The sequence below is a fragment of the Streptomyces sp. NPDC048338 genome (genome assembly GCF_043201055.1).
In the GTDB taxonomy this organism is placed as follows: domain Bacteria; phylum Actinomycetota; class Actinomycetes; order Streptomycetales; family Streptomycetaceae; genus Streptomyces.
The window spans coordinates 225,035-248,121 of record NZ_JBICYQ010000008.1 but is presented as its reverse complement, the minus strand read 5'-3'; the positions used below and the strand labels follow the sequence as shown (position 1 = coordinate 248,121).

Below are 23,087 nucleotides of genomic sequence, written 5' to 3'. Positions count from 1 at the left end.
CCCGGTGCACCCGCCCCGGCGGCCGCCCGCCGGCTCTCCCGGGCCCGCGCCCGTCCGGTTAAGACTCCTCTCATCCGGGCCGCCTAGCGTGCGCCGCATGAACGCTTCGAAGACCGACGAGACCGTGGTGACCGACGAGTCCGCGCAGACGGACGCGAGCGCGGAGGCCCTCGAGGGGGTCGACGAGCGGGACCGCGAGCACGCCGGCGGCCCGGACCGCGAGCCGGCCGCCGACCACGACGAGACGTACGCCGATGAAGCCGACGAGGCGGACGACGACGCCGGGCCCACCCCCGCCGCCGGCGTGGGCGCGGGCGCCGCGGCCGTCGTCTCCGCCGCCCTGGGCCTCGCCGCCCTGACCGGCACCTGGATGGGCAAGGTCGCCAGCGAGCGCGAGACCCTCATCGGCCAGATCAAGGCGCAGGGCGGCACCCCGGCCCAGCAGATCTCCGAGATCTACGGCGACGCCTGGCACACCACCGCCCTCGTCAACGGCGTCTTCGCCGTGCTCGCCCTGATCACCGCCGTGGTCGTCCTCACCCGCCCCGAGCGGCCGGCGTGGGTGCGGGCCGTGGCCGTGGCCGGAGCCGTGCTCGGCGGCATCGGGCTGTTCCTGTCGGCCGGCATGTACTTCGACCTGTTCCTGAGTCTGCCGACCGCGGGCTAGGGCCTGTCTTCAAAGTAGCGCCGGTCGGGCTCGCGGTGTCCGGTGCCGTGCATCGCAAGGCGGAGGAGCGTCCGCGTACTGGACGTACTCGGACGCTTCGACAACGCAGCGTGGGGGCCCCTCCCGTGCCCGAAGGGCCACGGGGGAGCGCGGTACCGGGCGCCGCGAGCTGGGGGCACCTCCCGGGCGAAGCCCAGGGGGAGGGACTTTGAAGACAGGCCCTAGGGCCTGTCCCCCCATGAGGGGCCTCCCTAGGTACCCTCCCGGACCCGCCTAAGGCCCCCCGTACCCCGAACATGCGGCAGTCGCCCGATGTGGCCGCACCCCCTGGGAGACGAGAGTGGAGGCATCGCAGGGAGCGATGCCGACACCCCGGGGAGAACGAGATGTTCGCGTACGAGATCCACCGCATGCACCACGCCGAGCTGCTCCGTGAGGCGGCCGCCCTGCGGCTGTCCCACGAGGCCGCCCGGGCCGCCAGGGGAGCCCGCCGCTTCGGGCGCCGCAGTGGCGGTCACGAGGACGAGGGGCGGGTGGGCGCCGAGCGGGGCCGCTTCGTCCGGGCCGCCTGACCCTTATGGGTGACACGGCCGACACCTGTGCGATGCTCACCGGCGTGGAGACCAGGTCAGTCAGCCCGGTGTTCGTCGGCAGAGCGGACGAACTGACAACACTCACCGACGCGCTCGCCCGCGCCCACGCGGGCGAGCCGCAGGCGTTGCTGATCGGCGGCGAGGCGGGCGTCGGGAAGACGCGCCTCATCGAGGAGTTCGTGGACGCGGCCTGCGCCCGCGACGCCTTCGTCGCCCTCGGCGGCTGCGTCGAGATCGGCGCGGACGGACTGCCCTTCGCCCCCTTCTCCGCGGCCCTGCGCTCGCTGAGCCGGCGCCTGCCCGGCGAACTCGCGGCGGCCGCCGACGGGCAGGAGGGCGAACTCGCCCGGCTGCTGCCCGAACTCGGCGACATCGGCGGCCACGAGCCCTACAACGAGGACTCCACCGCACGCCTCTTCGAGCTGACCGTGCGGCTCCTGGAGCGGCTCGCCGCCGACCGGACGATCGTCCTCGTCCTGGAGGACCTGCACTGGGCCGACGCCTCCACCCGGCACCTGCTCGCCTACCTCTTCCGCACGCTGCGCCGCGGCCGCATCGTCGTCGTCGCCAGCTACCGGGCCGACGACATCCACCGCCGCCACCCCCTGCGCCCCCTCCTCGCCGAACTGGACCGGCTGCGGAGCATCCGCCGCATCGAACTCTCCCGGTTCACCCGCACCGAGGTGCGCCGCCAGCTCACCGGCATCCTCGCCGCCGAACCCGATGCCGCCCTGGTCGACCAGATCTTCGACCGCTCCGACGGCAACGCCTTCTTCGTCGAGGAACTCGTCGTCTCCCGCGAGGCCGGCTGCGTCTCCCCGGCCCTCAGCGACTCGCTGCGCGACCTGCTGCTGGTCCGGGTCGAGGCGCTGCCCGACGACGCCCAGCGGGTCGCCCGGATCGTCGCGGAGGGCGGCTCCACCGTCGAGTACGCCCTGCTCGCCACCGTCAGCCGACTCGCCGAGGACGACCTCATCGAGGCGCTGCGCGCGGCCGTCGGCGCCAACCTCCTGCTCGCCGTCCCGGACGGCGAGGGCTACCGCTTCCGTCACTCGCTGGTCCGCGAGGCCGTCAGCGACGACCTGCTCCCCGGCGAACGCTCCCGCCTCAACCGGCGCTACGCGGAAGCCCTGGAGGCCGATCCCGCGCTCGTCCGCGCCGACGAACGGGCGACCCGGCTCGCTTCCTACTGGTACAAGGCGCACGACGCCGCCCGGGCCCTGCCGGCCGTGCTCCGCGCCTCCGTCGCGACCCGCAAGCGCTGCGCGTACGCCGAACAACTCCGGCTGCTGGAACGGGCCATGGAACTGTGGGACGACGTCCCCGACGACGTGCGCAGCTCGCTGCGCCCGATGGACTACGCCGAGGCCTACCCGCCCTGCGGCTGCGACCCCGAGACCACCCCGCTGCGCTACCTCGACCTGCTGGCCGAGGCCGCCGTGGCCGCCCGGCTCTGCGGTGAGCGCGAACGCGCCCTGAAGATCGTCAAGATGGCCATGCGGCTCCTCGGCGGCGAGGAGGGCGGCGACCGTGACCCGCTCCGCGAGGCGTGGTTCTGGACCGAGCGCTCCCGCATCATGTCCGGCCTCGGCCGCTCCGACGGCTGGGCCGAGATCGCCACCGCCCAGGAACTCGTCAAGGGACTGCCCCCGTCCGCCGTGCACGCCGCGGTCCTCACCGTGGCCGCCGGCTGGGGAATGGTCCACCAGCCCGGGCCCGAGAGCCTCGCCTCCGCCGAGCGGGCCGTCGAGTACGCCCGGCTGGTCAAGGCCGAGCCGATCGAGCTCGGCGCCCGGCTCACCCTCGGCTCGCTCATGGTCTCCGCCGGCGACCCGGAGGGCGGGCTCGCCGCGATGTACGAGGTGCGCGACCGGACCGCGGCGCTCGGCCTGCTCCACGAGTCGGCCCGCGCCCATGTCAACCTCGCCTCCCACCTGGAGGCACTCGGCCGCTCCCGGGAGGCCCTGGAGGTCGCCGAGGCCGGGCTGACGATGGCCCGCTCCCGCGGCCTGCTCGACAGCCAGGGCTGGATCCGCGCCAACCAGGCGGAGTCGCAGTTCTCCCTGGGGCTGTGGGACGAGGCCCAGCGCGCGGGCGAGTGGCTGGAGCACGCGGGCCAGAGCGCCCGGCCGCGGGGCTCCGCCGCCCTGCGCCTGGCCCAGCTCGCCGTCGCCCGCGGGGAGTCGGCCACGGCCGCGGCCCAACTGGCCGTCGCCCGCCAGAGCTACGGCACCCAGGACCCGATGCCGCAGTACACCCTGCCGATGTCCCAGATCCAACTGCTGCTGGCCGCCACCGCGGGGCGGATCGCGGACGTCCGCGCCGAGTTCGCCGAGGCCGCGGAACGCGGCTTCCCGCCCGGCACCCAGCGCTACGGCTGGCCGCTCGTGCTCGCCGCCGTCACCGCCGAGGCGGACGCCCGCGGCCTGCCCGCCGCGGCCGAGGGCCGCCCCGAGGCGCTCGACCTGATCCGCCGCTGCGTCCGGTCGCTGGCCATCGCGGCACCGGTCTGGCAGGCGTACTCCCTGCACGTCTCCGCCGAGCTGGGCCGGGCGGAGGGCCGCCTGTCCGCCGAGCGCTGGGCCGAGACCGTCGCCGCCTACGAGGCGGTGGAGCGCCCCTACCAGCTCGCCGTCGCCCGGCACCGGCTCGCCGACGCCCTGCTGGCCGAGGGCGGCCGCCGCGAGGAGGCCGCGGCGCTGCTGCGGGAGTCGCACGCCACCGCTGTCACGTTGGGGGCCCGCCCGCTGCGCGAGGACGTGGAACTGCTCGCCGCCCGCGGCCGCCTCTCCCTGACCGTCCCGGACACCGGCCCGGCCGCTCCCGAGGCCGACGAGGACACCTTCGGTCTGACCCCGCGGGAGCACGGCGTCCTGCGCCTGGTGGCCGCGGGCCGCACCAACCGGCAGATCGCCGAGGAGCTCTTCATCGCACCGAAGACGGCGAGCGTCCACGTCTCGAACATCCTCGCCAAGCTCGGCGTCTCCGGCCGCGGGGAGGCGGCGGCACTGGCCCACCGCCTCCGCCTCCTGGAGCCGTAGGACGGACCGGCACCCGGTCGCCTCCCGAGGCCCGGCCCGGTACGGCCCGGCAGGTCCGGTCACTCGGTGCGCGGGACCTCGCCCGGTGCGCGTTCGCCCGGCCCGCCCCCGTCGTCCGGGGCGGGGTCCGCCGGCGCGTCCTCGGCCGGGGCGTCACCCGGGGCCGGGACGCGTATCGTCACCTGGCCCGAGGTCAGGTCTATCGGGCCCCGCGAAGGGTCCCCGTCGCCCAGGTCCTCCCTGGTCAGCGCCAGCCGCCGGCGCTCGTCGTCGGTGTGCTTGCGGCTCGGTGCGAAGAACTCTTCCGCCATGTTGAACATCGTGTCCGCCGCCTCACTCGACCTCCAGCCGGAGGATCCTGTCGTCGCCGGCCCCGGGCGTGCCCCGGGTGTCGGTCTCGCTGGTCGTCAGCCAGAGCCCGCCGCCCTCCGCCGCCAGGACCGTGCGCAGGCGCCCGTACTCACCCTGGAGGAACGCCTCGGGGTCCCCCGACTGTTCCGCCCCCGCCGCCGGGACCGGGATCCGCCACAGGCGCTCGCCCCGCAGCCCGGCCATCCAGACCGCGCCCCGGGCGTACGCGATCCCGCTCGGGGAGGCGTCCTCCGTCTTCCACTGGGCCACCGGGTCCACGAAGCCGGACACCCCGGCCCGGCCCTCCACCCTCGGCCAGCCGTAGTTCTTCCCCGGCTCGATCAGATTGAGCTCGTCCCAGGTGTTCTGGCCGAACTCGGACGCCCAGAGCCGCTCGTCCTCGTCCCACGTCAGGCCCTGCACGTTGCGGTGTCCGTACGAGTAGACCGGCGAACCGGGGAAGGGGTTGCCCGGTGCCGGCTCGCCCTCCGGGGTCATCCGCAGGATCTTCCCGCCCAGCGACGTCCGGTCCTGCGCGAGGCCCGTCCGCCCCGTCTCGCCCGTCCCGGCGTACAGCATCCCGTCCGGGCCGAAGGCGATCCGGCCGCCGTTGTGCACGAACCCCTTCGGGATGCCGGAGAGGATCACCTCGGGCGGGCCCAGCCGGTCGCCGAGGCGCATCCGCACGATGCGGTTGTCGCGCTCCGCCGTGAAGTAGGCGTACACCCAGCCGTCCCGCGAGGCCAGGCCGAGCAGCCCGCCCTCACCCTCCGGCACCACCCCGGGCACCTCGCCGAGCGGAGTCCTCCGTCCGGTCGCGGTGTCGACACGGGTGATCGTCCGCTCGTCGCGCGAGGAGACCAGCAGGTCGCCGTCGGGAAGCGCGGCCAGACCCCACGGCGAGTCGAGATCCGTGGTGAGCGTGCTCGCCACCTTCACCCGCCCCCGTTCCGGGGTGCCCGGCGGCGCGGACGAGCCGGACGGCGCGGGCGACCCGCGCTCCGGCCCGGGCCCCGCGGCCCCTTCCGAGGAGCATCCGGCCACGAGCACCCACGTGACGGCTGCCGCCACGGCTCCCACACCAGCTCGGCGCATGGTCCCGATCCCTTCTCACGGCGATCCCCACCTTGGAAACACCGCTGACGGCGATCGGGTTCCCCGGGAGGAGGGGGTCCGGCCGGACCAGGGCGGATCGGGGGGCGGCGATGGTGGGCCCCGGCAGGACCCGGGGCCGTGACCGGTCGGTTCACCGGGTTGCCGTGCGCTTCCGGCCGGGGCTTTCGCCGGTCGGGCTTTCGGGGTCGGCGCGGGCGCAGGCCGGATGCGGGTCACCCCGGCCTGCGCCCGCGCGTCAGGCCACCGTGCCGGCGACTCCGGTGCGGCCGTCGGGGACGCCGACGATCGTCACGATGACCTGCTTGCGGACGGCCTCGCCGAGCACGTCGACGAGGGCGTCGGTGGTGGCGGCGACGAGGCGGGCGGGTGCGTCCGGGACCTGGGGCAGGTGATACGCGGCCTCGCGCATGCTGAGGGTGACGAGAGGCGCGTCGTCGTCGGCCGGTTCGCCGCCGATGCCCCGGCGGTGCCGGGGGATGCCCATCAGGTCCACCCCGACGAGGCGGCGGAACCCGTCGCCGTAGACGGCACCGACGGCGTCGGTCAGGGCGCTGATCAGCTTCGGTTCTACCGTCCCGTCGAGGGCTTCTTCGCGGATGTGCACGTTGAAATGCGGCATGGGTGGCCACTCCGTTCACGCCGGTACGTACGATGGAAGCTCGCTTTGAAAGCAAAATACCTTTGAAGGCAAAGGTAAACAGGGAGGGGTGTGCGATGTCAAGGCCCGAGAGGCGTGACGCCGCGGAGAGCGGCGACAAAGGAGTCGACGACACCGTGAGGGCCCTGCTGCTGCTCATGCCCCGGATGGTGGGCCGGGCCAAGAGGATCCCCGTGCCCGAGGTGCTGCAGTCCCTGGCGCTGGCGCCGCGTCACCTCTCGCTGCTCGCCTACCTGCTCTTCGACGGGCCGATGACCGTGAACGAGCTGGCGGCCCGGCTGCAGGTCGCGCCGACGACGGTGAGCCTGCTGGTGGGCGACCTGAGCCGGAAGGGAATCCTGGAACGGCGCGAGGACGAGGCGGACCGGCGTCGTCGGATCATCGGCATCGCGGACGAGCAGCAACCCGCGATCACCGCCTGGCTCGCTCCGGGCGCGGCTGCGTGGCGCAAGGCGCTGGCCCCCTTGACGCCGGATCAGCGGCGACTGTTCGTCGACACCTTGCTCGCCTATGAGGCCGCGGTCGGCGGAGAGGAACGGGGCTGAGCCGAGCCCATGGCCTCCGGCCGGGGCGGGACTCTCGCCACACGCCTCAGTCCCAGGACCCCCGCGGGGCCGGCAGACCGGCGATCTCCGTCAGGTCCGCCGCCACCAGACGCAGCTCCGCCGCCCGCGCGTTCTCCACCGCCCAGGCCTCCCGCTTCGCCCCGGGGATCGGCACCACGTGCGGGCCCTGCCGCAGCGTCCACGCCAGCGCCACCTGCGCCGGCGTGACCTCCTCGCCGTGTCTCGCGGCCACCCGCCGCAGCCCGGCCACCACGGGCTGGTTCGCGGCCATCATCTCCGCCGTGAAACGCGGATGCCGGGCCCGCGGGTCGTCCGGCTCGAAGCCGCCGCCCGGCGTCAGCGTGCCCGTGAGGAAGCCGTTGCCCAGCGGCATGGCGGCCAGGAACCCGACACCGCGCGCCTCGCACCACGGCAGCAGCCGCCGCAGCGCCTCGGGCGACCAGACCGACAGTTCCGCCTCCACCGCGCTCACCGGGAACACCTGCTGGATCCGCTCGAGTTGGCGGATCGTTCCCTCGTACCGGTCGGAGCCGCCGCGCCGGGACGCCCGCGCCCCCACCGCGCACAGCCCGAGCGCGCGCACCTTGCCCGCCGAGACCAGATCGGCCATCGCCCCCCAGGTGTCCTCGACGGGCACCTCCGGATCGGCCCGGTGCAGCTGGTAGAGGTCGATGACATCCGTCTGGAGGCGCCGCAGCGAGGCGTCGCAGGCCCGACGCACGTACGAGGGGCGGCCGTTGGCGACGACATGCTGGTCGCCGACGAGCAGGCCGCACTTCGTCGACACGAACGCCTCCGCCCGACGCTCCTTCAGGGCCCGCCCCACCAGGAGTTCGTTGGTGAACGGCCCGTACATGTCCGCGGTGTCGAGCAGGGTCACGCCCGCGTCCAGCGCCGCGTGGACCGTCCGCAGCGAGCGGTCGCCCCGCTGCTGCGAGGTGTCGTAGGCCCAGCTCATCGGCATGCAGCCCAGGCCGACCGCGCCCACGTCGAGCGCCGCCGCCCCGATAGTCCTGCGCTCCACCCGCTGCTACCCCTCCCTGTGACGCCCCCCAAAGTAACCAATGGCATGCGGGATCCATCGCATAGCCTCCCGGACATGACACTCGACGACAGCACCCCTGACGTGTGGCTTCCCTTCGCGGCGGACGAGATCGACGGACTGCCCGAGCCGGGCGGGTCAGGAATCTCCTACCGCTTCTGGGACGGCGGGCCCGACTTCCCCGCCGATCCGGCCCGTTGCGCCTTCTACGTGGTCCCCTACATGAAGGGTTCCGAGGTCGCCGTCCGGCCGCTCGCCGCGATGACCTCGGTGCGCGCCGTGCAGACGCTGTCCGCCGGGATCGACCACGTGACACCCGGACTCGAACTGCTGCCCGCCGGTGTCGAGCTGTGCAACGCACGGGGCGTCCACGAGGCCAGCACCGCCGAGCTCACCCTCGCGCTGATCCTCGCCTCGCTGCGCGGCATCCCCGGGTTCGTGCGCGCCCAGGACGCCGAGGAGTGGCGGGGCGGCTTCTACCCGGCCCTCGCCGACAAGTCCGTCCTCATCGTGGGATACGGGTCGATCGGTGCCGCCATCGAGGACCGGCTCGCGCCGTTCGAGTGCGCGCGGGTGGTGCGCGTCGCGCGCTCCGCCCGCACCACGGAGCGCGGCCCGGTGCACCCGCTGTCCGAGCTGCCCGCGCTGCTGCCGCAGGCCGACGTGGTGGTGCTCTCCACTCCGCTCACGCCCGCGACCAGGCACCTCGCCGACGCCGGCTTCCTGGGCCGGATGAAGGACGGCGCCCTGCTGGTGAACGTGGCCCGCGGACCGGTGGTGGACACGGCCGCCCTGCTCAAGGAGGTGGAGAGCGGCCGGATCACGGCGGCCCTCGACGTCACCGATCCGGAACCGCTGCCGCCCGGCCACCCGCTGTGGCACGCTCCCGGTGTGCTGGTGAGCCCCCATGTCGGCGGTTCCACCTCGGCGTTCCTGCCCCGCGCGAAGCGGCTGCTCGCCGCCCAGCTGCGCCGGTTCGCCGCGGGGGAGCCGCTGGCCAACGTGGTCCTCACCACCTGAGCGGGCGCCCCGGCGCCGCGCGCCCCCTGATACGCCTGCTGTGAGCTCTCATTCCGTCACGCAGAGTAGAGCGACCCTGTCCCTGAGTGACGACTCTGGTGTATCGTCCCCAGGGCGGGGGGCTGCGTCGAGTACGGGCTGACGCCGGGGAGCAACGTGAAGGGTCATCAGGTACCGAGGGGGGTGGCGGGTGAAGTGCGGCCGATGGACCGACGATCCGACGCGGCGGGGCCGCCGTCGGCGACCCTCGCACGCCCCGCGACCCCGACGGGCGGCGGCCACGCCATTCCGGGCCAGGCCACCCGCTCCGTCGACCCCGACGAACCCACGGGTACGGGCGGGCCACCGGGGGAGCGGAGCCCCGACACCCCGCCGGGAGGCGCGATGAGCACCCCGGGCATGCTCCTCGGCCGGCGGACCCTGGCCGGTGTCGGCGGCGCCGGTGGTGTCGGCACCCGTGACGCCGGTGCCGGCGGTCCGGACGGCGGGGGCGTCGCCGGGACGGCGCGGCCCGGCCCCGGCCGCCCCGGCCCGGAGCCGCACGCGCCCGCCACCCGCGCTCAGGAAACCGAGGGCACGGGCCCCGCCCGGCCCGGCCCCGCCCGCAACGGGGTCGGCGCGGTCGCGGCCCAGATCGTCCTCGGGCTGGTCTGCGCGGGCTACGCCACCGGCGCCGCCCTCGGCTGGGGCTCCGTGGAACTGGCCATGATCATGGGCGACTTCGGACTCAGCGTCGCGGCGCTCGCCGCCTGCGTCTCCTGCTTCCTCTACGCCCGAGTGCGCGAGAACCGCTTCCGCCCCGCCTGGCTGCTCTTCGCCTTCTCCTCCGGGATGGCCGCCGTCGGCAACGCCGTCTGGGGCTGGTACGAGGTCGTGCTCCGCCAGGAGGTGCCCAGCCCGTCCTTCGCCGACCTGTTCTTCCTCCTCTTCGCGCCGCCCGCGATCGTCGGTCTGCTCGTCCTCGCCAAGAAGCCCGTCACCCGGGCCGGCTGGGTCTGCCTCGCCCTCGACGCCTGGCTCATCGGCGGCTCCCTGCTGACGCTCTCCTGGAGCCTCGCCCTCGCGCACACCACGCACTTCGAGGGGGAGAGCGTCGCCCGCGCCGCCCTCTCCCTGGCCTATCCGCTGCTCGACATCGTGCTCGTCAGCATGGTGCTGGCCCTGCACTTCCGCCGCTCCCAGGTGAACCGCTCGGCGACCAACACCGCCATCGCCGCACTCGCCCTCACCGTCCTCTGCGACGCCCTGTTCACCTCGCCGCTGCTCCGCGAGAACTACACCTCGGGCCAGCTCCTCGACGCCGGCTGGTTCGCCGGCTCCCTGCTCCTCGCCTACGCGCCCTGGGGCGCGCGCCGAGGCCCCGACACCGCGGCCCCCGCCGCGCGCGGCCAACGACTGCCCAGCCGCCCCGTCGCCGGATCCCTCGCCGCCCTCACCCCGTACCTGGCCGCCGCCGTCTGCACGCTCGGCATCCTGTACAACGTCGTCGAGGGACGAAGAGTGGACCGCGTGGTCGTCTTCACCGGCTGCACGGTCGTGCTCGCCCTGGTCGTGCGGCAGGGCATCATGCTGCTGGACAACATCGCCCTCACCCACGAACTGGCCCAGAAGGAGAACCACTTCAGGTCCCTCGTGCAGGGGTCCAGCGACGTCATCATGATCGCCGCGCCCACCGGAGTGCTCCGCTACGTCAGCCCCGCCGCGTCCGGGGTCTACGGACGGGACGCCGAGGACCTGATCGGCGAGGAGCTGGCCTCCCTCATCCACCCCGAGGACCTCGGCGGCGTGGTCCACGAGGTGCGCCGCTTCCTGGCCGTGCCCCCCGCGGAGGAACCCACCACCCGGATCGAATGCCGCTTCCGCTCCGGCCGCGGCGACTGGCTCAACGTCGAGTCCACCGTCAACCGCCACCAGGGCGGGCTGCTCTTCAACAGCCGGGACGTCACCGAACGCGTCCGGCTCCAGGCCCAGCTCCAGCACAACGCCGAGCACGATCCGCTCACCGACCTGCCCAACCGCGCCCTGTTCACCCAACGGGTCAGGGGCGCGCTCGCCGGACGGCGCTCCTCCGACCCCGGCACCGCCGTGCTCTTCATCGACCTCGACGGCTTCAAGGCCGTCAACGACCGGCTCGGCCACCAGGCGGGCGACGAGCTCCTCGTCCAGGCCGCGCGCCGACTCCAGGACTCCGTGCGCACCGGGGACACCGCCGCACGCCTCGGCGGCGACGAGTTCGCCGCCCTCATCCTCGGCGACGGCGGCCGGGACCGGACCGCCCGCGAGGGCCAGGTCCAGGAGATCGCCGACCGGCTGCGCCTCACGCTCTCGCAGCCGTACCGACTCGACGGCGCGCGCGAGGTACGCGTCGCGGCCTCCATCGGAGTCGCCTTCGCCGAGCCCGGGATCAGTGCCGGGGACCTGCTGCGCAACGCCGACCTCGCCATGTACCGCGCCAAGGCCGGCGGCAAGGACCGCGTCGAGCTCTACGCCCCGCAGATGCAGGACGACGTCGTCCGCAGGACCGAACTCGCGGCCCGGCTGCGCACCGCGCTGCACGACGGCGAGTTCGCCCTGCTCCACCAGCCGGTGGTGGACCTGTCCACGGGCCGGATCACCGCCGTGGCCGCCCAGGCCCGCTGGCGCTCCGCCCAGGGCATCCTCTTCACCCCGGCCGAGTTCCTGCGGGTCGCCGACACGGCGAACGCCAGGGAGGGCGAACGCACCGCCGAGCTCGGCCGCTGGATCCTGGAGGAGGCCGTCGAACAGGCCGCCGAGCGGGCCGGACTCGGCCACTTCACCCCGGTCTCGATCCGGCTCTCCGCCCGGCGGCTGCTGGACCGCTCCCTGCCGCTGGACTCCGTCGAGGCCCTGCTGACCCGGCACGGGCTGCCGTCCGGATCCCTGATGATCGAGCTCGCGGACAACGACCCGCGGACCTCGTTCGACGAGCTGGAGCAGCGCCTGGTGGCCCTGCGCCGACTGGGCGTACGGATCGCCCTGGACGGTTTCGGCAGCGGCTACGCGGCCATCAACGCCCTGCGCCGCCTCCCCGTGGACGTCCTGAAGCTGGACCGCAGCCTCGTCGAGGGAGTCGTCGAGTCCGCCCGGCTGCGCAAGATCACCAGCGGACTGCTCCGGATCGCCGGCGACCTCGGGCTGCAGTCCGTCGCCGACGGCGTGGACGTGCCCGAGCAGGTACTGGCCCTGCGCACCATGGGCTGCACCCACGGCCAGGGCATGGCCTTCTCGGGCCCGCTCGACGAGTACCGGCTGCGCCGCGCGCTCGTCCGGGACGAGTACCCGCTCCCCGGCGAATCCGCGTTGCCGGTGCTCAGCGGGGGTGCGGGCGGACCGGTGGCGACCGCCGCGACGGCCGGAAACCATCCCTCGATCCGCTCAAATAATGAGACGCCTGTCCCACCCACTTGACACTGGTAGTGCGTCGGGGAGAGGGTCGGTGCCATGCGCACCCGAATTCTCGTACTTGGAAAGCGCGTCGGCTGAAGCAGGGCCATGAAGGCCCCGCTGAGAAAGCTCCCGACGCGCTCCCCTCGCTTGCCTCCCGGCACGAGGGGTTTTTTGTTGCACCGGCTCACCCCAAACCCTCGCAAAAACCCTCTGCTTCGAGAAGAGAATGCTGATGACCGAGCAGGCCACCGGGCACCATCCGCAGCCGCGGGCCCGTAACGGCGGACCGACCGCCACCACTGTCGAGCACGTCACGGGTGCGCAGTCCCTCATCCGTTCTCTCGAGGAAGTGGGGGCCGACACCGTCTTCGGTATTCCGGGCGGCGCCATCCTCCCCGCGTACGACCCGATGATGGACTCCACGCGGGTCCGCCACATCCTGGTCCGCCACGAGCAGGGCGCGGGCCACGCCGCGACCGGCTACGCGCAGGCCACCGGCAAGGTCGGCGTCTGCATGGCCACCTCGGGTCCCGGTGCGACGAACCTGGTCACCCCGATCGCCGACGCCCACATGGACTCCGTCCCGCTGGTCGCGATCACCGGCCAGGTCGCCTCGAAGGCCATCGGCACGGACGCCTTCCAGGAGGCGGACATCTGCGGCATCACGATGCCGATCACCAAGCACAACTTCCTGGTCACCAAGGCCGAGGACATCCCGCGGACGATCGCCGAGGCGTTCCACATCGCCTCCACCGGCCGCCCGGGCCCGGTCCTCGTCGACATCGCCAAGGACGCCCTGCAGGCGAAGACCACCTTCAGCTGGCCGCCGCAGACCGACCTGCCCGGCTACCGTCCGGTGACCAAGCCGCACGCCAAGCAGATCCGCGAGGCGGCGAAGCTGATCACCGCCGCCCGCCGGCCCGTGCTGTACGTCGGCGGCGGCGTCCTGAAGGCCGGTGCCACCACCGAGCTGAAGGTCCTCGCCGAGCTCACCGGCGCCCCCGTCACCACCACCCTGATGGCGCTGGGCGCGTTCCCCGACAGCCACCCGCTGCATGTGGGAATGCCGGGCATGCACGGTGCGGTCACCGCCGTCACCGCGCTGCAGAAGGCCGACCTGATCGTCGCCCTCGGAGCCCGCTTCGACGACCGCGTCACCGGCAAGCTGGACAGCTTCGCCCCGTTCGCCAAGATCGTCCACGCCGACATCGACCCGGCGGAGATCGGCAAGAACCGCGCGGCCGACGTCCCGATCGTCGGCGACGCCCGCGAGGTCATCGCCGACCTGGTCCAGGCCGTCCAGGCCGAGTACAGCGACGGCGTCAAGGGCGACTACACCGCCTGGTGGAGCGACCTGAACCGCTGGCGCGAGACCTACCCGCTCGGCTACGACCTGCCGGAGGACGGCAGCCTCTCGCCGCAGCAGGTCATCCAGCGCATCGGCGAACTCGCCCCCGCCGACACCATCTACGCCGCCGGCGTCGGCCAGCACCAGATGTGGGCCGCGCACTTCATCAACTACGAGCGTCCGGCCACCTGGCTGAACTCGGGCGGCGCCGGGACGATGGGCTACGCCGTCCCCGCCGCCATGGGCGCCAAGGCCGGGCAGCCGGACCGCCCGGTCTGGGCGATCGACGGCGACGGCTGTTTCCAGATGACCAATCAGGAACTGGTCACCTGCGCCCTGAACAACATCCCGATCAAGGTCGCCATCATCAACAACGGCGCCCTCGGGATGGTCCGCCAGTGGCAGACCCTCTTCTACAACCAGCGCTACTCCAACACCGTGCTGCACTCCGGCCCGGACGCGACCGGCCTGGAGCCCTCGAAGGGCACCCGCATCCCGGACTTCGTCAAGCTGTCCGAGGCCATGGGCTGTGTCGCGCTGCGCTGCGAGTCCCCGGCCGACCTGGACAAGGTCATCGCCGAGGCCAACGCCATCAACGACCGCCCGGTCGTCGTCGACTTCATCGTCCACGAGGACGCCCAGGTGTGGCCGATGGTCGCCGCCGGCACCTCCAACGACGAGGTCATGGCCGCGCGGGGCGTCCGCCCCGACTTCGGCGACAACGAAGACGACTGAGACGAAGAGCCGTAGGAAGAGGTACGACGCACATGACTAGGCACACGCTCTCCGTCCTGGTGGAGAACACCCCCGGCATCCTGGCCAGGATCGCCGCCCTGTTCTCCCGCCGCGGCTTCAACATCGACTCGCTCGCCGTCGGTGTCACCGAGCACCCCGACATCTCCCGCATCACCATCGTGGTCAATGTCGAGGACCTGCCCCTGGAGCAGGTGACCAAGCAGCTCAACAAGCTGGTCAACGTCCTGAAGATCGTCGAACTCGAGCCCAGCGCTGCGATCCAGCGCGAGCTCGTGCTGGTGAAGGTCCGCGCCGACAACGAGACCCGGTCCCAGATCGTCGAGATCGTCCAGCTGTTCCGCGCCAAGACCGTGGACGTCTCGCCCGAGGCGGTCACCATCGAGGCCACCGGTTCGAGTGACAAGCTCGAGGCGATGCTCAAGATGCTGGAGCAGTTCGGCATCAAGGAGCTCGTCCAGTCCGGCACGATCGCCATAGGGCGTGGTTCCCGGTCCATCACGGACCGGTCCCTGCGGGCCCTCGACCGCAGCGCCTGACCGACCCCCGGCCGCCGGGCGGTCCTCGCCGGCCCATCCGGCGGTCCGCCTGGCGAGACCCGAAGACTTCCCTTCCGCTCCCCGCCGTACGGTGGGACGCAACACCAGCACATCAAGGAGATTCCAGTGGCCGAGCTGTTCTACGACGACGACGCCGACCTGTCCATCATCCAGGGCCGCAAGGTCGCGGTGATCGGTTACGGCAGCCAGGGCCACGCCCACGCGCTGTCCCTCCGTGACTCCGGTGTCGACGTCCGCGTCGGTCTGCAGGAGGGCTCGAAGTCCAAGGCCAAGGCCGAGGAGCAGGGCCTGCGCGTCGTCTCCGTCGCCGAGGCCGCGGCCGAGGCCGACCTCATCATGATCCTGACCCCGGACCCGATCCAGGCCCAGGTCTACGAGGAGTCCATCAAGGACAACCTGAAGGAGGGCGACGCGCTCTTCTTCGGTCACGGCCTCAACGTCCGCTACGGCTTCATCAAGCTGCCCGAGGGCGTCGACGTCGCCCTGGTCGCCCCGAAGGGCCCGGGCCACCTGGTCCGCCGCCAGTACGAGGAGGGCCGCGGCGTTCCGTGCATCGCCGCCGTCGAGCAGGACGCGACCGGCAACGCCTTCGCGCTGGCGCTCTCGTACGCCAAGGGCATCGGCGGCACCCGCGCCGGCGTCATCAAGACGACCTTCACCGAGGAGACCGAGACCGACCTGTTCGGTGAGCAGGCCGTCCTCTGCGGTGGCACCGCGGCGCTGGTCAAGGCGGGCTTCGAGACCCTGACCGAGGCCGGCTACCAGCCGGAGATCGCCTACTTCGAGTGCCTGCACGAGCTGAAGCTCATCGTCGACCTCATGTACGAGGGCGGCCTGGAGAAGATGCGCTGGTCGGTCTCCGAGACCGCCGAGTGGGGCGACTACGTCACCGGCCCGCGGATCATCACGGACGCCACCAAGGCCGAGATGAAGAAGGTCCTCGCGGAGATCCAGGACGGCACCTTCGCCAAGGAGTGGATGGCCGAGTACCACGGCGGTCTGAAGAAGTACAACGAGTACAAGACCCAGGATGCCAACCACCTCCTGGAGACCACCGGCAAGGAGCTGCGCAAGCTCATGAGCTGGGTGAACGACGAGGAGGCGTAAGCCTTCCGGGAGTCCCCCCACGCCCCCCGGGGGTGTGGGGGGAACGGGGCCGCGACACAGTGTCCGGCCCCGCTCCCGATCGTTGGACAGGCCGTCCAACCACGGACGAGTGATCCTGCCTACGAGGCGCATGAACAGCGCCGACTCACCACTACACTGCTCAACAACATTCGCGTCAGGCCCACAGCGTCGTGCGCTTTCACGCGGCAAGCCCCTCCACCGCCTGCGGCCGTCGGGACGGCCGTCCGCACTGGATCTGTGAGGACTCACGTGAGCTCGAAACCTGTCGTACTCATCGCTGAAGAGCTGTCGCCCGCCACCGTCGACGCGCTGGGCCCGGATTTCGAGATCCGGCACTGCAACGGCGCGGACCGCGCCGAGCTGATCCCCGCCATCGCCGACGTGGACGCCATCCTGGTCCGTTCCGCGACCAAGGTCGACGCGGAGGCCATCGCCGCCGCCAAGAAGCTGCGTGTCGTCGCCCGCGCCGGCGTCGGTCTGGACAACGTCGACGTCTCCGCCGCCACCAAGGCCGGCGTGATGGTCGTGAACGCCCCGACCTCCAACATCGTCACCGCCGCCGAGCTGGCCTGCGGTCTCCTCGTCGCCACCGCCCGCAACATCCCGCAGGCCAACACCGCCCTGAAGAACGGCGAGTGGCAGCGGTCGAAGTACACGGGCGTCGAGCTCAGCGAGAAGACCCTCGGTGTCGTCGGCCTCGGCCGCATCGGCGTCCTGGTCGCCCAGCGGATGTCCGCCTTCGGCATGAAGATCGTCGCGTACGACCCCTACGTCCAGCCGGCCCGCGCCGCCCAGATGGGGGTGAAGCTGCTGGCCCTGGACGAGCTCCTGGAGGTCGCCGACTTCATCACCGTCCACCTGCCGAAGACCCCGGAGACCCTCGGTCTCATCGGCGACGAGGCCCTGCACAAGGTCAAGCCGAGCGTCCGGATCGTCAACGCCGCGCGCGGCGGGATCGTCGACGAGGCGGCGCTGTACACCGCGCTCAAGGAGGGCCGGGTCGCCGGTGCCGGCCTCGACGTGTACGCGAAGGAGCCCTGCACCGACTCCCCGCTCTTCGAGCTGGACCAGGTCGTCTGCACCCCGCACCTCGGCGCGTCCACCGACGAGGCCCAGGAGAAGGCCGGCATCGCGGTCGCCCGTTCGGTGCGCCTCGCGCTCGCCGGCGAGCTCGTCCCCGACGCGGTCAACGTCCAGGGCGGCGTCATCGCCGAGGACGTGAAGCCGGGTCTGCCGCTCGCCGAGAAGCTCGGCCGGATCTTCACCGCGCTCGCGGGCGAGGTCGCCGCGCGGCTCGACGTCGAGGTGTACGGCGAGATCACCCAGCACGACGTCAAGGTGCTCGAACTCTCCGCGCTCAAGGGCGTGTTCGAGGACGTGGTCGACGAGACCGTGTCGTACGTCAACGCCCCGCTGTTCGCGCAGGAGCGCGGCGTCGAGGTCCGGCTGACCACGTCGAGCGAGTCGCCCGACCACCGCAACGTGGTCACCGTGCGCGGCACCCTGGCGAGCGGCGAGGAGGTCGCGGTCTCCGGCACGCTGGCCGGCCCCAAGCACCTGCAGAAGATCGTGGCGGTCGGCGACTACGACGTGGACCTGGCGCTCGCCGACCACATGGTGGTGCTGCGCTACGAGGACCGCCCGGGTGTCGTAGGCACCGTCGGTCGGATCCTCGGCGAGGCCGGTCTGAACATCGCCGGCATGCAGGTCTCCCGGACCGAGGAGGGCGGCGAGGCGCTCGTCGTGCTCACCGTGGACGACACCGTCCCCGCGACGGTGCTGACCGAGATCTCGGCGGCCATCGGCGCGAACTCGGCCCGCTCGGTCAACCTGATCTGAGCCGCGCCGTCCCGTGACGGCACCCGTACCCGGGCCGTAGACGATCGTCTTACACGGACGTCTATGGTCCGGGTACAGTGCTGTCATGGGACACCGCGAAGATCTGCTCGACGGCGCCAAGCGCTGCCTCCTGGAGAAGGGCTACGCCCGCACGACGGCCCGCGACATCGTCGCCGCCTCGGGCACCAACCTGGCCTCCATCGGCTACCACTACGGTTCCAAGGACGCCCTGCTCCAGCAGGCGTTCCTCGCGCTGACCGAGGAGTGGGGCCACCGGGTCGGCCCGGCGGACGGTGGCCAGGAGGCCCGCGAGGAGCCGTCGGCCGACCCGTACGAGCGCTTCCACGCCGTCTGGGACCAGGTCATCGCGGCGGCCGCGGCCAGCCGCCCGGTCTGGAAGCTGCAGACCGAGATCGTCACCCGCCTGGACGACGACGAGAAGCTCCGGGAGGCGATCAAGGAGCCTCAGCGGGAAGGCCGCCTCGGAATGGCGGAGGCGTTCCTCGGCCTGGACCCGGAGGCCGACCCGGAGAAGGCCAGGGTCGCCGGACTGCTCTGTCAGGCGCTCGCCACCGGCGTGATGATCCAGTGGGTGGTGGACCCGGAGACGGCCCCGACGGCGGACGACCTGACCGAGGGGCTCAGGATCATGATGGGCGAGCGGGGCTGACGGCCCCGGTCCCGGCAAGATCGGCAGGATCTAGGGACGCCCCCTAGAGCCGGGCCGCCTTGAGGGACATGTGCAGGAGCAGTCGGTCCTCGCCGTCGTCCAGGTCCAGCCCGGTGAGCTGTTCCACCCGGGAGAGACGGTAGTAGAGGGTCTGCCGGTGCACGCCGAGCGCCGCCGCCGTGCGGCCCGCCTGGCCCGCGTTGTCCAGGAACACCTCCGCGGTGCGCGCCAGTTCGGCGTGGGCACGGGCGAGCAGGGGGGCGACGACGGGATCGGCCTCGGGGTGGGGGAGCGCCGCGAGCAGCCGGTACGGCCCGATCCCCGACCACCGTGCGACCGGGCCGAGCGAGGGCTGCGCCGTGACCGCGCGGGCCGCCGTGACGGCCTCGTGCCAGGCCGCCGGAAGCCCCACGAGACCCCGCAGCGGCGTCGCGACACCGGCCGGCGCCGTGCCGCGCAGCCGGTCCGCCGCGGTTTCGGCGGGGGAGAGGTCCTCGGCCGTGCGCAGCCGGACCAGGACCGCGAGGGAGCCGCTCTCCGGCAGCGTGGCGACCGCCGCCGCCCCGGGCACCGCCCGGACCGACGGGGCCTCGCCCTGCCAGGGGGCCACGCAGACGACCGTGTGCAGGCCGTCCGCGCTCGGCCCGAGGGCCGCCCGCAGTGCCGCGACGGCCATGTCGCTCTGCCAGCCCCGCCCGGCGGTCAGGACCGCGGCGAACTCGCGCGACAGGTCGGTGCCCGCGCGCTCCTCGTCCGCGAGGAGGCCGCCGATCCGGGTGGCGACCTCCATCGCCGCCGTGAGCTGGGCGGGCGTCGGGCCCGGTTCGGCGTCGAGGAGCCAGACGTAGCCGAGGACGACGCCGCGATGGCGTACCGGGAGGCAGATCCGGTCCCGGTAGACGCCCGCGTCGGGTGCCGCCGGGATGCGCACCGGGCCCGTCGCCCGGGTGATGCCGAAGCCCTCGAACCAGGCGCGGACCGCCGGGGTCGACTTCCTCGTCAGGATCGAGCGCGTGCGGACCGGGTCCATCGCGCTGTCGTCGTCGCTGTCGTGGGCCCCGAAGGCGATCAGCCCGAAATCCCGGTTCTCCAGCGTGGCCGGCGCGCCGAGCAGTCCGGAGATCTCGTCCACCAGCTCCTGGTAATCGCCCTTCACGCGGACATTCTCGCACTCCGCGCCCCCGCCTTCATACAAATGTCTGAGATGCCGTCCGCGGATGCGTGACAGCTGTCGATGGCACAGGATCGGAGCGATCCTTAGGTTTCACGGTGGTTCTCCGTGCTGTTCCCCTTTCGTTCCGTGCGTTCGGGTATCAGCCTCTTTCGACACCCTGCCCTTCTGGAGGTGCCCCGTGCTGGGTCCCGTGATCCTCGCCGCGTCGCGCAGCGACAAGATGCGCCGTTTCGTGTCGGCCGCCCCCGGGACCAAGCAGGTCGTCGACCGCTTCATCGCCGGCGAGACGGTCGACCACGTCATCCCGATCGTCGAGGAGATCACGGGCCGCGGCCTGGAGGTCACCCTGGACGTCGTCGGTGAGGACATCACCACCGTCGAGCAGTCCCACGCCGCCCGCGACGCCTACCTGGAGCTCGTCGGCCGGCTCAAGGAGCTGGGCCTCGGCGAGCGCGCCGAGATGTCGGTGAAGCTCTCGATGTTCGGCCAGGCGCTGGAGGGCGGCCACGAGCTCGCCCTCGCCAACGTCCGCCCGGTGGTCGAGGCCGCCGCCGCGATCGGCACCACGGTCACCCTGGACGCCGAGGACCACACCACCCTCGACTCGATGTTCGCCATCCACCAGGAGCTGCGGAAGGACTTCCCGCAGACCGGCTGCGTCATCCAGGCGTACCTCTTCCGCACCGAGGAGGACGCCCGCCGCCTCGCCGCCGACGGCTCGCGGGTCCGCATCGTCAAGGGCGCCTACAAGGAGCCCGCCTCCGTCGCCCTCCAGGACAAGTCGGAGATCGACAAGGCCTACGTCCGGATCATGAAGATCCTGATGGAGGGCGAGGGCTACCCGATGATCGGCTCGCACGACCCGCGCCTGATCTCCATCGGCCAGGAGCTGGCGCGCCGCGCCGGGCGCAAGCTGGACGAGTACGAGTTCCAGATGCTCTACGGCATCCGCAGCGAGGAGCAGCACCGTCTCGCCGCCGAGGGCCACCGGATGCGCGTCTACACGGCCTACGGCACCGACTGGTACGGCTACTTCATGCGCCGCCTCGCGGAGAAGCCGGCCAACCTGCTCTTCTTCGCCCGCTCCATCCTCACCAAGGGCTGAGCCCACCTCTCACAAGGAGTAACGAGACTCATGGACGCTGTCACCCAGGTCCCCGCTCCGGTCAACGAGCCGGTGCACAGCTACGCCCCCGGTTCCCCCGAGCGCGCCCGTCTGGAGACGAAGCTCAAGGAGCTGGCCGAGAACCCGCGCGACCTGCCGATGACCATCGGCGGCGTCAAGCGCATGGGCGGCGGCGAGCGCGTCGACGTCGTGCAGCCGCACAACCACAAGGCCGTCATCGGCACCTTCGCCGGCGCCACCGAGCAGGACGCCCAGGAGGCCATCGACGCCGCCCTGGCCGCCGCCCCGGCCTGGCGCGCGATGTCCTTCGACGACCGCGCCGCGATCATCCTGCGCGCCGCCGAGCTGCTCGCCGGCCCCTGGCGCGAGACGCTGGCCGCCTCCACGATGCTGGGCCAGTCCAAGACCGCCCAGCAGGCCGAGATCGACACCCCGTGCGAGCTCGTCGACTTCTGGCGCTTCAACGTGGCCTACGCCCGCCAGATCCTGGCCGAGCAGCCGCCGGCGAACTCCCCGGGCGTGTGGAACCGACTGGACCACCGCCCGCTGGAGGGCTTCGTCTACGCGATCACGCCGTTCAACTTCACGGCCATCGCGGGCAACCTGCCCACCGCCCCCGCCCTCATGGGCAACGTGGTGATCTGGAAGCCGTCCCCGACCCAGACCCACTCCGCGGTGCTCCTCATGGAGCTCCTGGAGGAGGCCGGTCTGCCCAAGGGCGTCATCAACCTGGTCACCGGTGACGGCATCGCCGTGTCCGAGGTCGCCCTGAACCACCCCGACCTGGCCGGCATCCACTTCACCGGCTCGACCAAGACCTTCCAGCACCTGTGGAAGACGGTCGGCAACAACATCGAGAAGTACCGCTCCTACCCGCGCATCGTCGGCGAGACGGGCGGCAAGGACTTCGTCGTCGCGCACCCCAGTGCCGACCGCGCGATCCTGAAGACCGCGCTGACCCGCGGCTCCTTCGAGTTCCAGGGCCAGAAGTGCTCGGCGTCCTCGCGTGCGTACGTCCCGGCCTCCATCTGGAACGACGGTTTCAAGGAGGAGTTCGCGGCCGAGGTCGACGGCATCAAGATGGGTGACGTCACCGACCTGTCGAACTTCATCGGCGCCGTGATCGACGAGCGTTCGTTCGCCAAGAACAAGGCCGCGATCGACCGCGCGAAGGCCGACGAGACCTGCACGATCGTGGCCGGCGGCACCTACGACGACGCGGAGGGCTACTTCGTCCGCCCGACCGTCATCGAGTGCTCCGACCCGGAGAACGAGGTCTTCACGACCGAGTACTTCGGCCCGATCCTCGCGATCCACGTGTACGACGACAGCTCCGCCGACGCGTACGACGCCATGCTGACCCAGATGGAGTCCGTCTCGGACTACGCCCTGACGGGCTCGGTCATCTCCGGCGACCGCGCCGCGACCGCGCACACGATGGAGAAGCTCCGCTTCGCCGCGGGCAACTTCTACATCAACGACAAGTCGACCGGTGCCGTCGTCGGCCAGCAGCCGTTCGGCGGAGGCCGCGCCTCCGGCACGAACGACAAGGCCGGCGCCCCGCAGAACCTGATGCGCTGGACGCTGACCCGCGCCATCAAGGAGACGCTGGTCCCGCCGACCGAGTACGGCTACCCCCACATGGGCTGACGCCCCCCGGGCCTCCGTGCGGAGGCCCGCCCCCGACACCGCCCCCCTCCTTGGTCCCCCAACCGAGGACGGGGGCGGTTCTCATGCGGCGGGCTTAGGCTGCTGTGAGGGGGAGACGAGGCGAGGAGGCGCGGCATGCCCGGTTCGACCACGCTTGGCCCCGGCCACGGGATGGACATGATCGACCATCCCGACGCGCAGCGACTGACGGCCGTGATGACCCGGCTGCACCGGCTGCTGACCGTGTCCGGCCCCGGCGGCCTCACGGACGCCCAGGTCGCGGCGCTGTGCGGTGTCGGGAAAACCGACCGCGAGGAGTTCACCACCTGGCTGGGCGCCCTCAACGACCAGCTCCGCAAGGCCACGGCCTGACCCCA

General features: G+C 72.3%; 19 protein-coding genes. 14 read left to right on the top strand and 5 right to left on the bottom strand.

Features of this window, described 5'->3' with window-relative positions; all coding sequences use genetic code 11:
- Nucleotides 1–97 precede the first annotated feature (97 nt).
- From ACGFZF_RS20440 to ACGFZF_RS20430, 3 genes are all read left to right on the top strand, one after another.
- Nucleotides 98–667, top strand: a complete 570-nt coding sequence (locus tag ACGFZF_RS20440) for a hypothetical protein (RefSeq protein WP_393555964.1) — start codon at nucleotides 98–100, stop codon at nucleotides 665–667.
- A 386-nt stretch (nucleotides 668–1,053) separates the two neighbouring features.
- Nucleotides 1,054–1,239, top strand: a complete 186-nt coding sequence (locus ACGFZF_RS20435; protein WP_393555963.1) for a hypothetical protein — start codon at nucleotides 1,054–1,056, stop codon at nucleotides 1,237–1,239.
- 5 nt (nucleotides 1,240–1,244) lie between these two features.
- Nucleotides 1,245–4,301, top strand: a complete 3,057-nt coding sequence (locus ACGFZF_RS20430) for an AAA family ATPase (protein ID WP_393555961.1) — start codon at nucleotides 1,245–1,247, stop codon at nucleotides 4,299–4,301.
- Between the two features lie 59 nt (nucleotides 4,302–4,360).
- Here the strand turns inward: ACGFZF_RS20430 and ACGFZF_RS20425 are convergent, their stop codons facing one another.
- The 3 genes from ACGFZF_RS20425 to ACGFZF_RS20415 form a co-directional block, all read right to left on the bottom strand.
- Nucleotides 4,361–4,612 (bottom strand): DUF6191 domain-containing protein, encoded by a 252-nt coding sequence (locus ACGFZF_RS20425; protein ID WP_393555959.1) that lies wholly within the window; start codon nucleotides 4,610–4,612, stop codon nucleotides 4,361–4,363.
- 22 nt (nucleotides 4,613–4,634) lie between these two features.
- Complete coding sequence (locus tag ACGFZF_RS20420) at nucleotides 4,635–5,747, bottom strand: PQQ-dependent sugar dehydrogenase (protein ID WP_393555957.1); 1,113 nt, start codon at nucleotides 5,745–5,747, stop codon at nucleotides 4,635–4,637.
- Between the two features lie 256 nt (nucleotides 5,748–6,003).
- A complete protein-coding gene (locus ACGFZF_RS20415) occupies nucleotides 6,004–6,387 on the bottom strand; it encodes a hypothetical protein (RefSeq protein WP_393555955.1) in 384 nt (127 codons plus the stop codon).
- 95 nt (nucleotides 6,388–6,482) lie between these two features.
- On the opposite strand from ACGFZF_RS20415, the gene ACGFZF_RS20410 reads away from it, so the two are divergent.
- Nucleotides 6,483–6,971 (top strand): MarR family transcriptional regulator, encoded by a 489-nt coding sequence (locus ACGFZF_RS20410; protein WP_393555953.1) that lies wholly within the window; start codon nucleotides 6,483–6,485, stop codon nucleotides 6,969–6,971.
- A 46-nt stretch (nucleotides 6,972–7,017) separates the two neighbouring features.
- Here the strand turns inward: ACGFZF_RS20410 and ACGFZF_RS20405 are convergent, their stop codons facing one another.
- Nucleotides 7,018–8,016: an aldo/keto reductase gene (locus ACGFZF_RS20405; RefSeq protein WP_393555951.1), complete on the bottom strand. Its 999-nt coding sequence runs from the start codon at nucleotides 8,014–8,016 to the stop codon at nucleotides 7,018–7,020.
- Between the two features lie 75 nt (nucleotides 8,017–8,091).
- On the opposite strand from ACGFZF_RS20405, the gene ACGFZF_RS20400 reads away from it, so the two are divergent.
- From ACGFZF_RS20400 to ACGFZF_RS20370, 7 genes are all read left to right on the top strand, one after another.
- Nucleotides 8,092–9,054 (top strand): 2-hydroxyacid dehydrogenase, encoded by a 963-nt coding sequence (locus ACGFZF_RS20400; RefSeq protein WP_393555949.1) that lies wholly within the window; start codon nucleotides 8,092–8,094, stop codon nucleotides 9,052–9,054.
- A 204-nt stretch (nucleotides 9,055–9,258) separates the two neighbouring features.
- Nucleotides 9,259–12,483, top strand: coding sequence for a putative bifunctional diguanylate cyclase/phosphodiesterase (locus ACGFZF_RS20395; RefSeq protein ID WP_393555947.1), 3,225 nt, complete (start codon nucleotides 9,259–9,261; stop codon nucleotides 12,481–12,483).
- Nucleotides 12,484–12,688: 205 nt separating this feature from the next.
- Nucleotides 12,689–14,545 (top strand): acetolactate synthase large subunit, encoded by a 1,857-nt coding sequence (locus ACGFZF_RS20390; RefSeq protein WP_393555945.1) that lies wholly within the window; start codon nucleotides 12,689–12,691, stop codon nucleotides 14,543–14,545.
- A 32-nt stretch (nucleotides 14,546–14,577) separates the two neighbouring features.
- Nucleotides 14,578–15,102, top strand: coding sequence for an acetolactate synthase small subunit (ilvN, locus tag ACGFZF_RS20385; RefSeq protein WP_147979802.1), 525 nt, complete (start codon nucleotides 14,578–14,580; stop codon nucleotides 15,100–15,102).
- A gap of 126 nt (nucleotides 15,103–15,228) precedes the next feature.
- Entirely contained in the window at nucleotides 15,229–16,230 is a 1,002-nt protein-coding gene (gene ilvC / locus ACGFZF_RS20380) for a ketol-acid reductoisomerase (protein ID WP_147979803.1), read from the top strand.
- A 270-nt stretch (nucleotides 16,231–16,500) separates the two neighbouring features.
- Nucleotides 16,501–18,090 (top strand): phosphoglycerate dehydrogenase, encoded by a 1,590-nt coding sequence (gene serA, locus ACGFZF_RS20375; protein WP_356608119.1) that lies wholly within the window; start codon nucleotides 16,501–16,503, stop codon nucleotides 18,088–18,090.
- A gap of 85 nt (nucleotides 18,091–18,175) precedes the next feature.
- Nucleotides 18,176–18,760, top strand: coding sequence for a TetR/AcrR family transcriptional regulator (locus ACGFZF_RS20370; protein WP_393555942.1), 585 nt, complete (start codon nucleotides 18,176–18,178; stop codon nucleotides 18,758–18,760).
- A 43-nt stretch (nucleotides 18,761–18,803) separates the two neighbouring features.
- On the opposite strand, the gene ACGFZF_RS20365 is transcribed toward ACGFZF_RS20370, so the two are convergent.
- A complete protein-coding gene (locus ACGFZF_RS20365) occupies nucleotides 18,804–19,916 on the bottom strand; it encodes a PucR family transcriptional regulator (protein WP_393555940.1) in 1,113 nt (370 codons plus the stop codon).
- A 196-nt stretch (nucleotides 19,917–20,112) separates the two neighbouring features.
- On the opposite strand from ACGFZF_RS20365, the gene ACGFZF_RS20360 reads away from it, so the two are divergent.
- The 3 genes from ACGFZF_RS20360 to ACGFZF_RS20350 all read left to right on the top strand — a co-directional run bounded on the left by ACGFZF_RS20360 (nucleotide 20,113) and on the right by ACGFZF_RS20350 (nucleotide 23,082).
- Nucleotides 20,113–21,039 carry a proline dehydrogenase family protein gene (locus ACGFZF_RS20360; protein WP_393555938.1) on the top strand — a complete coding sequence of 309 codons (927 nt, stop codon included), beginning with the start codon at nucleotides 20,113–20,115 and terminating at the stop codon, nucleotides 21,037–21,039.
- A 30-nt stretch (nucleotides 21,040–21,069) separates the two neighbouring features.
- Complete coding sequence (pruA, locus tag ACGFZF_RS20355) at nucleotides 21,070–22,710, top strand: L-glutamate gamma-semialdehyde dehydrogenase (RefSeq protein ID WP_393555936.1); 1,641 nt, start codon at nucleotides 21,070–21,072, stop codon at nucleotides 22,708–22,710.
- 135 nt (nucleotides 22,711–22,845) lie between these two features.
- Nucleotides 22,846–23,082, top strand: a complete 237-nt coding sequence (locus tag ACGFZF_RS20350) for a hypothetical protein (RefSeq protein WP_393555934.1) — start codon at nucleotides 22,846–22,848, stop codon at nucleotides 23,080–23,082.
- Nucleotides 23,083–23,087 lie beyond the last annotated feature (5 nt).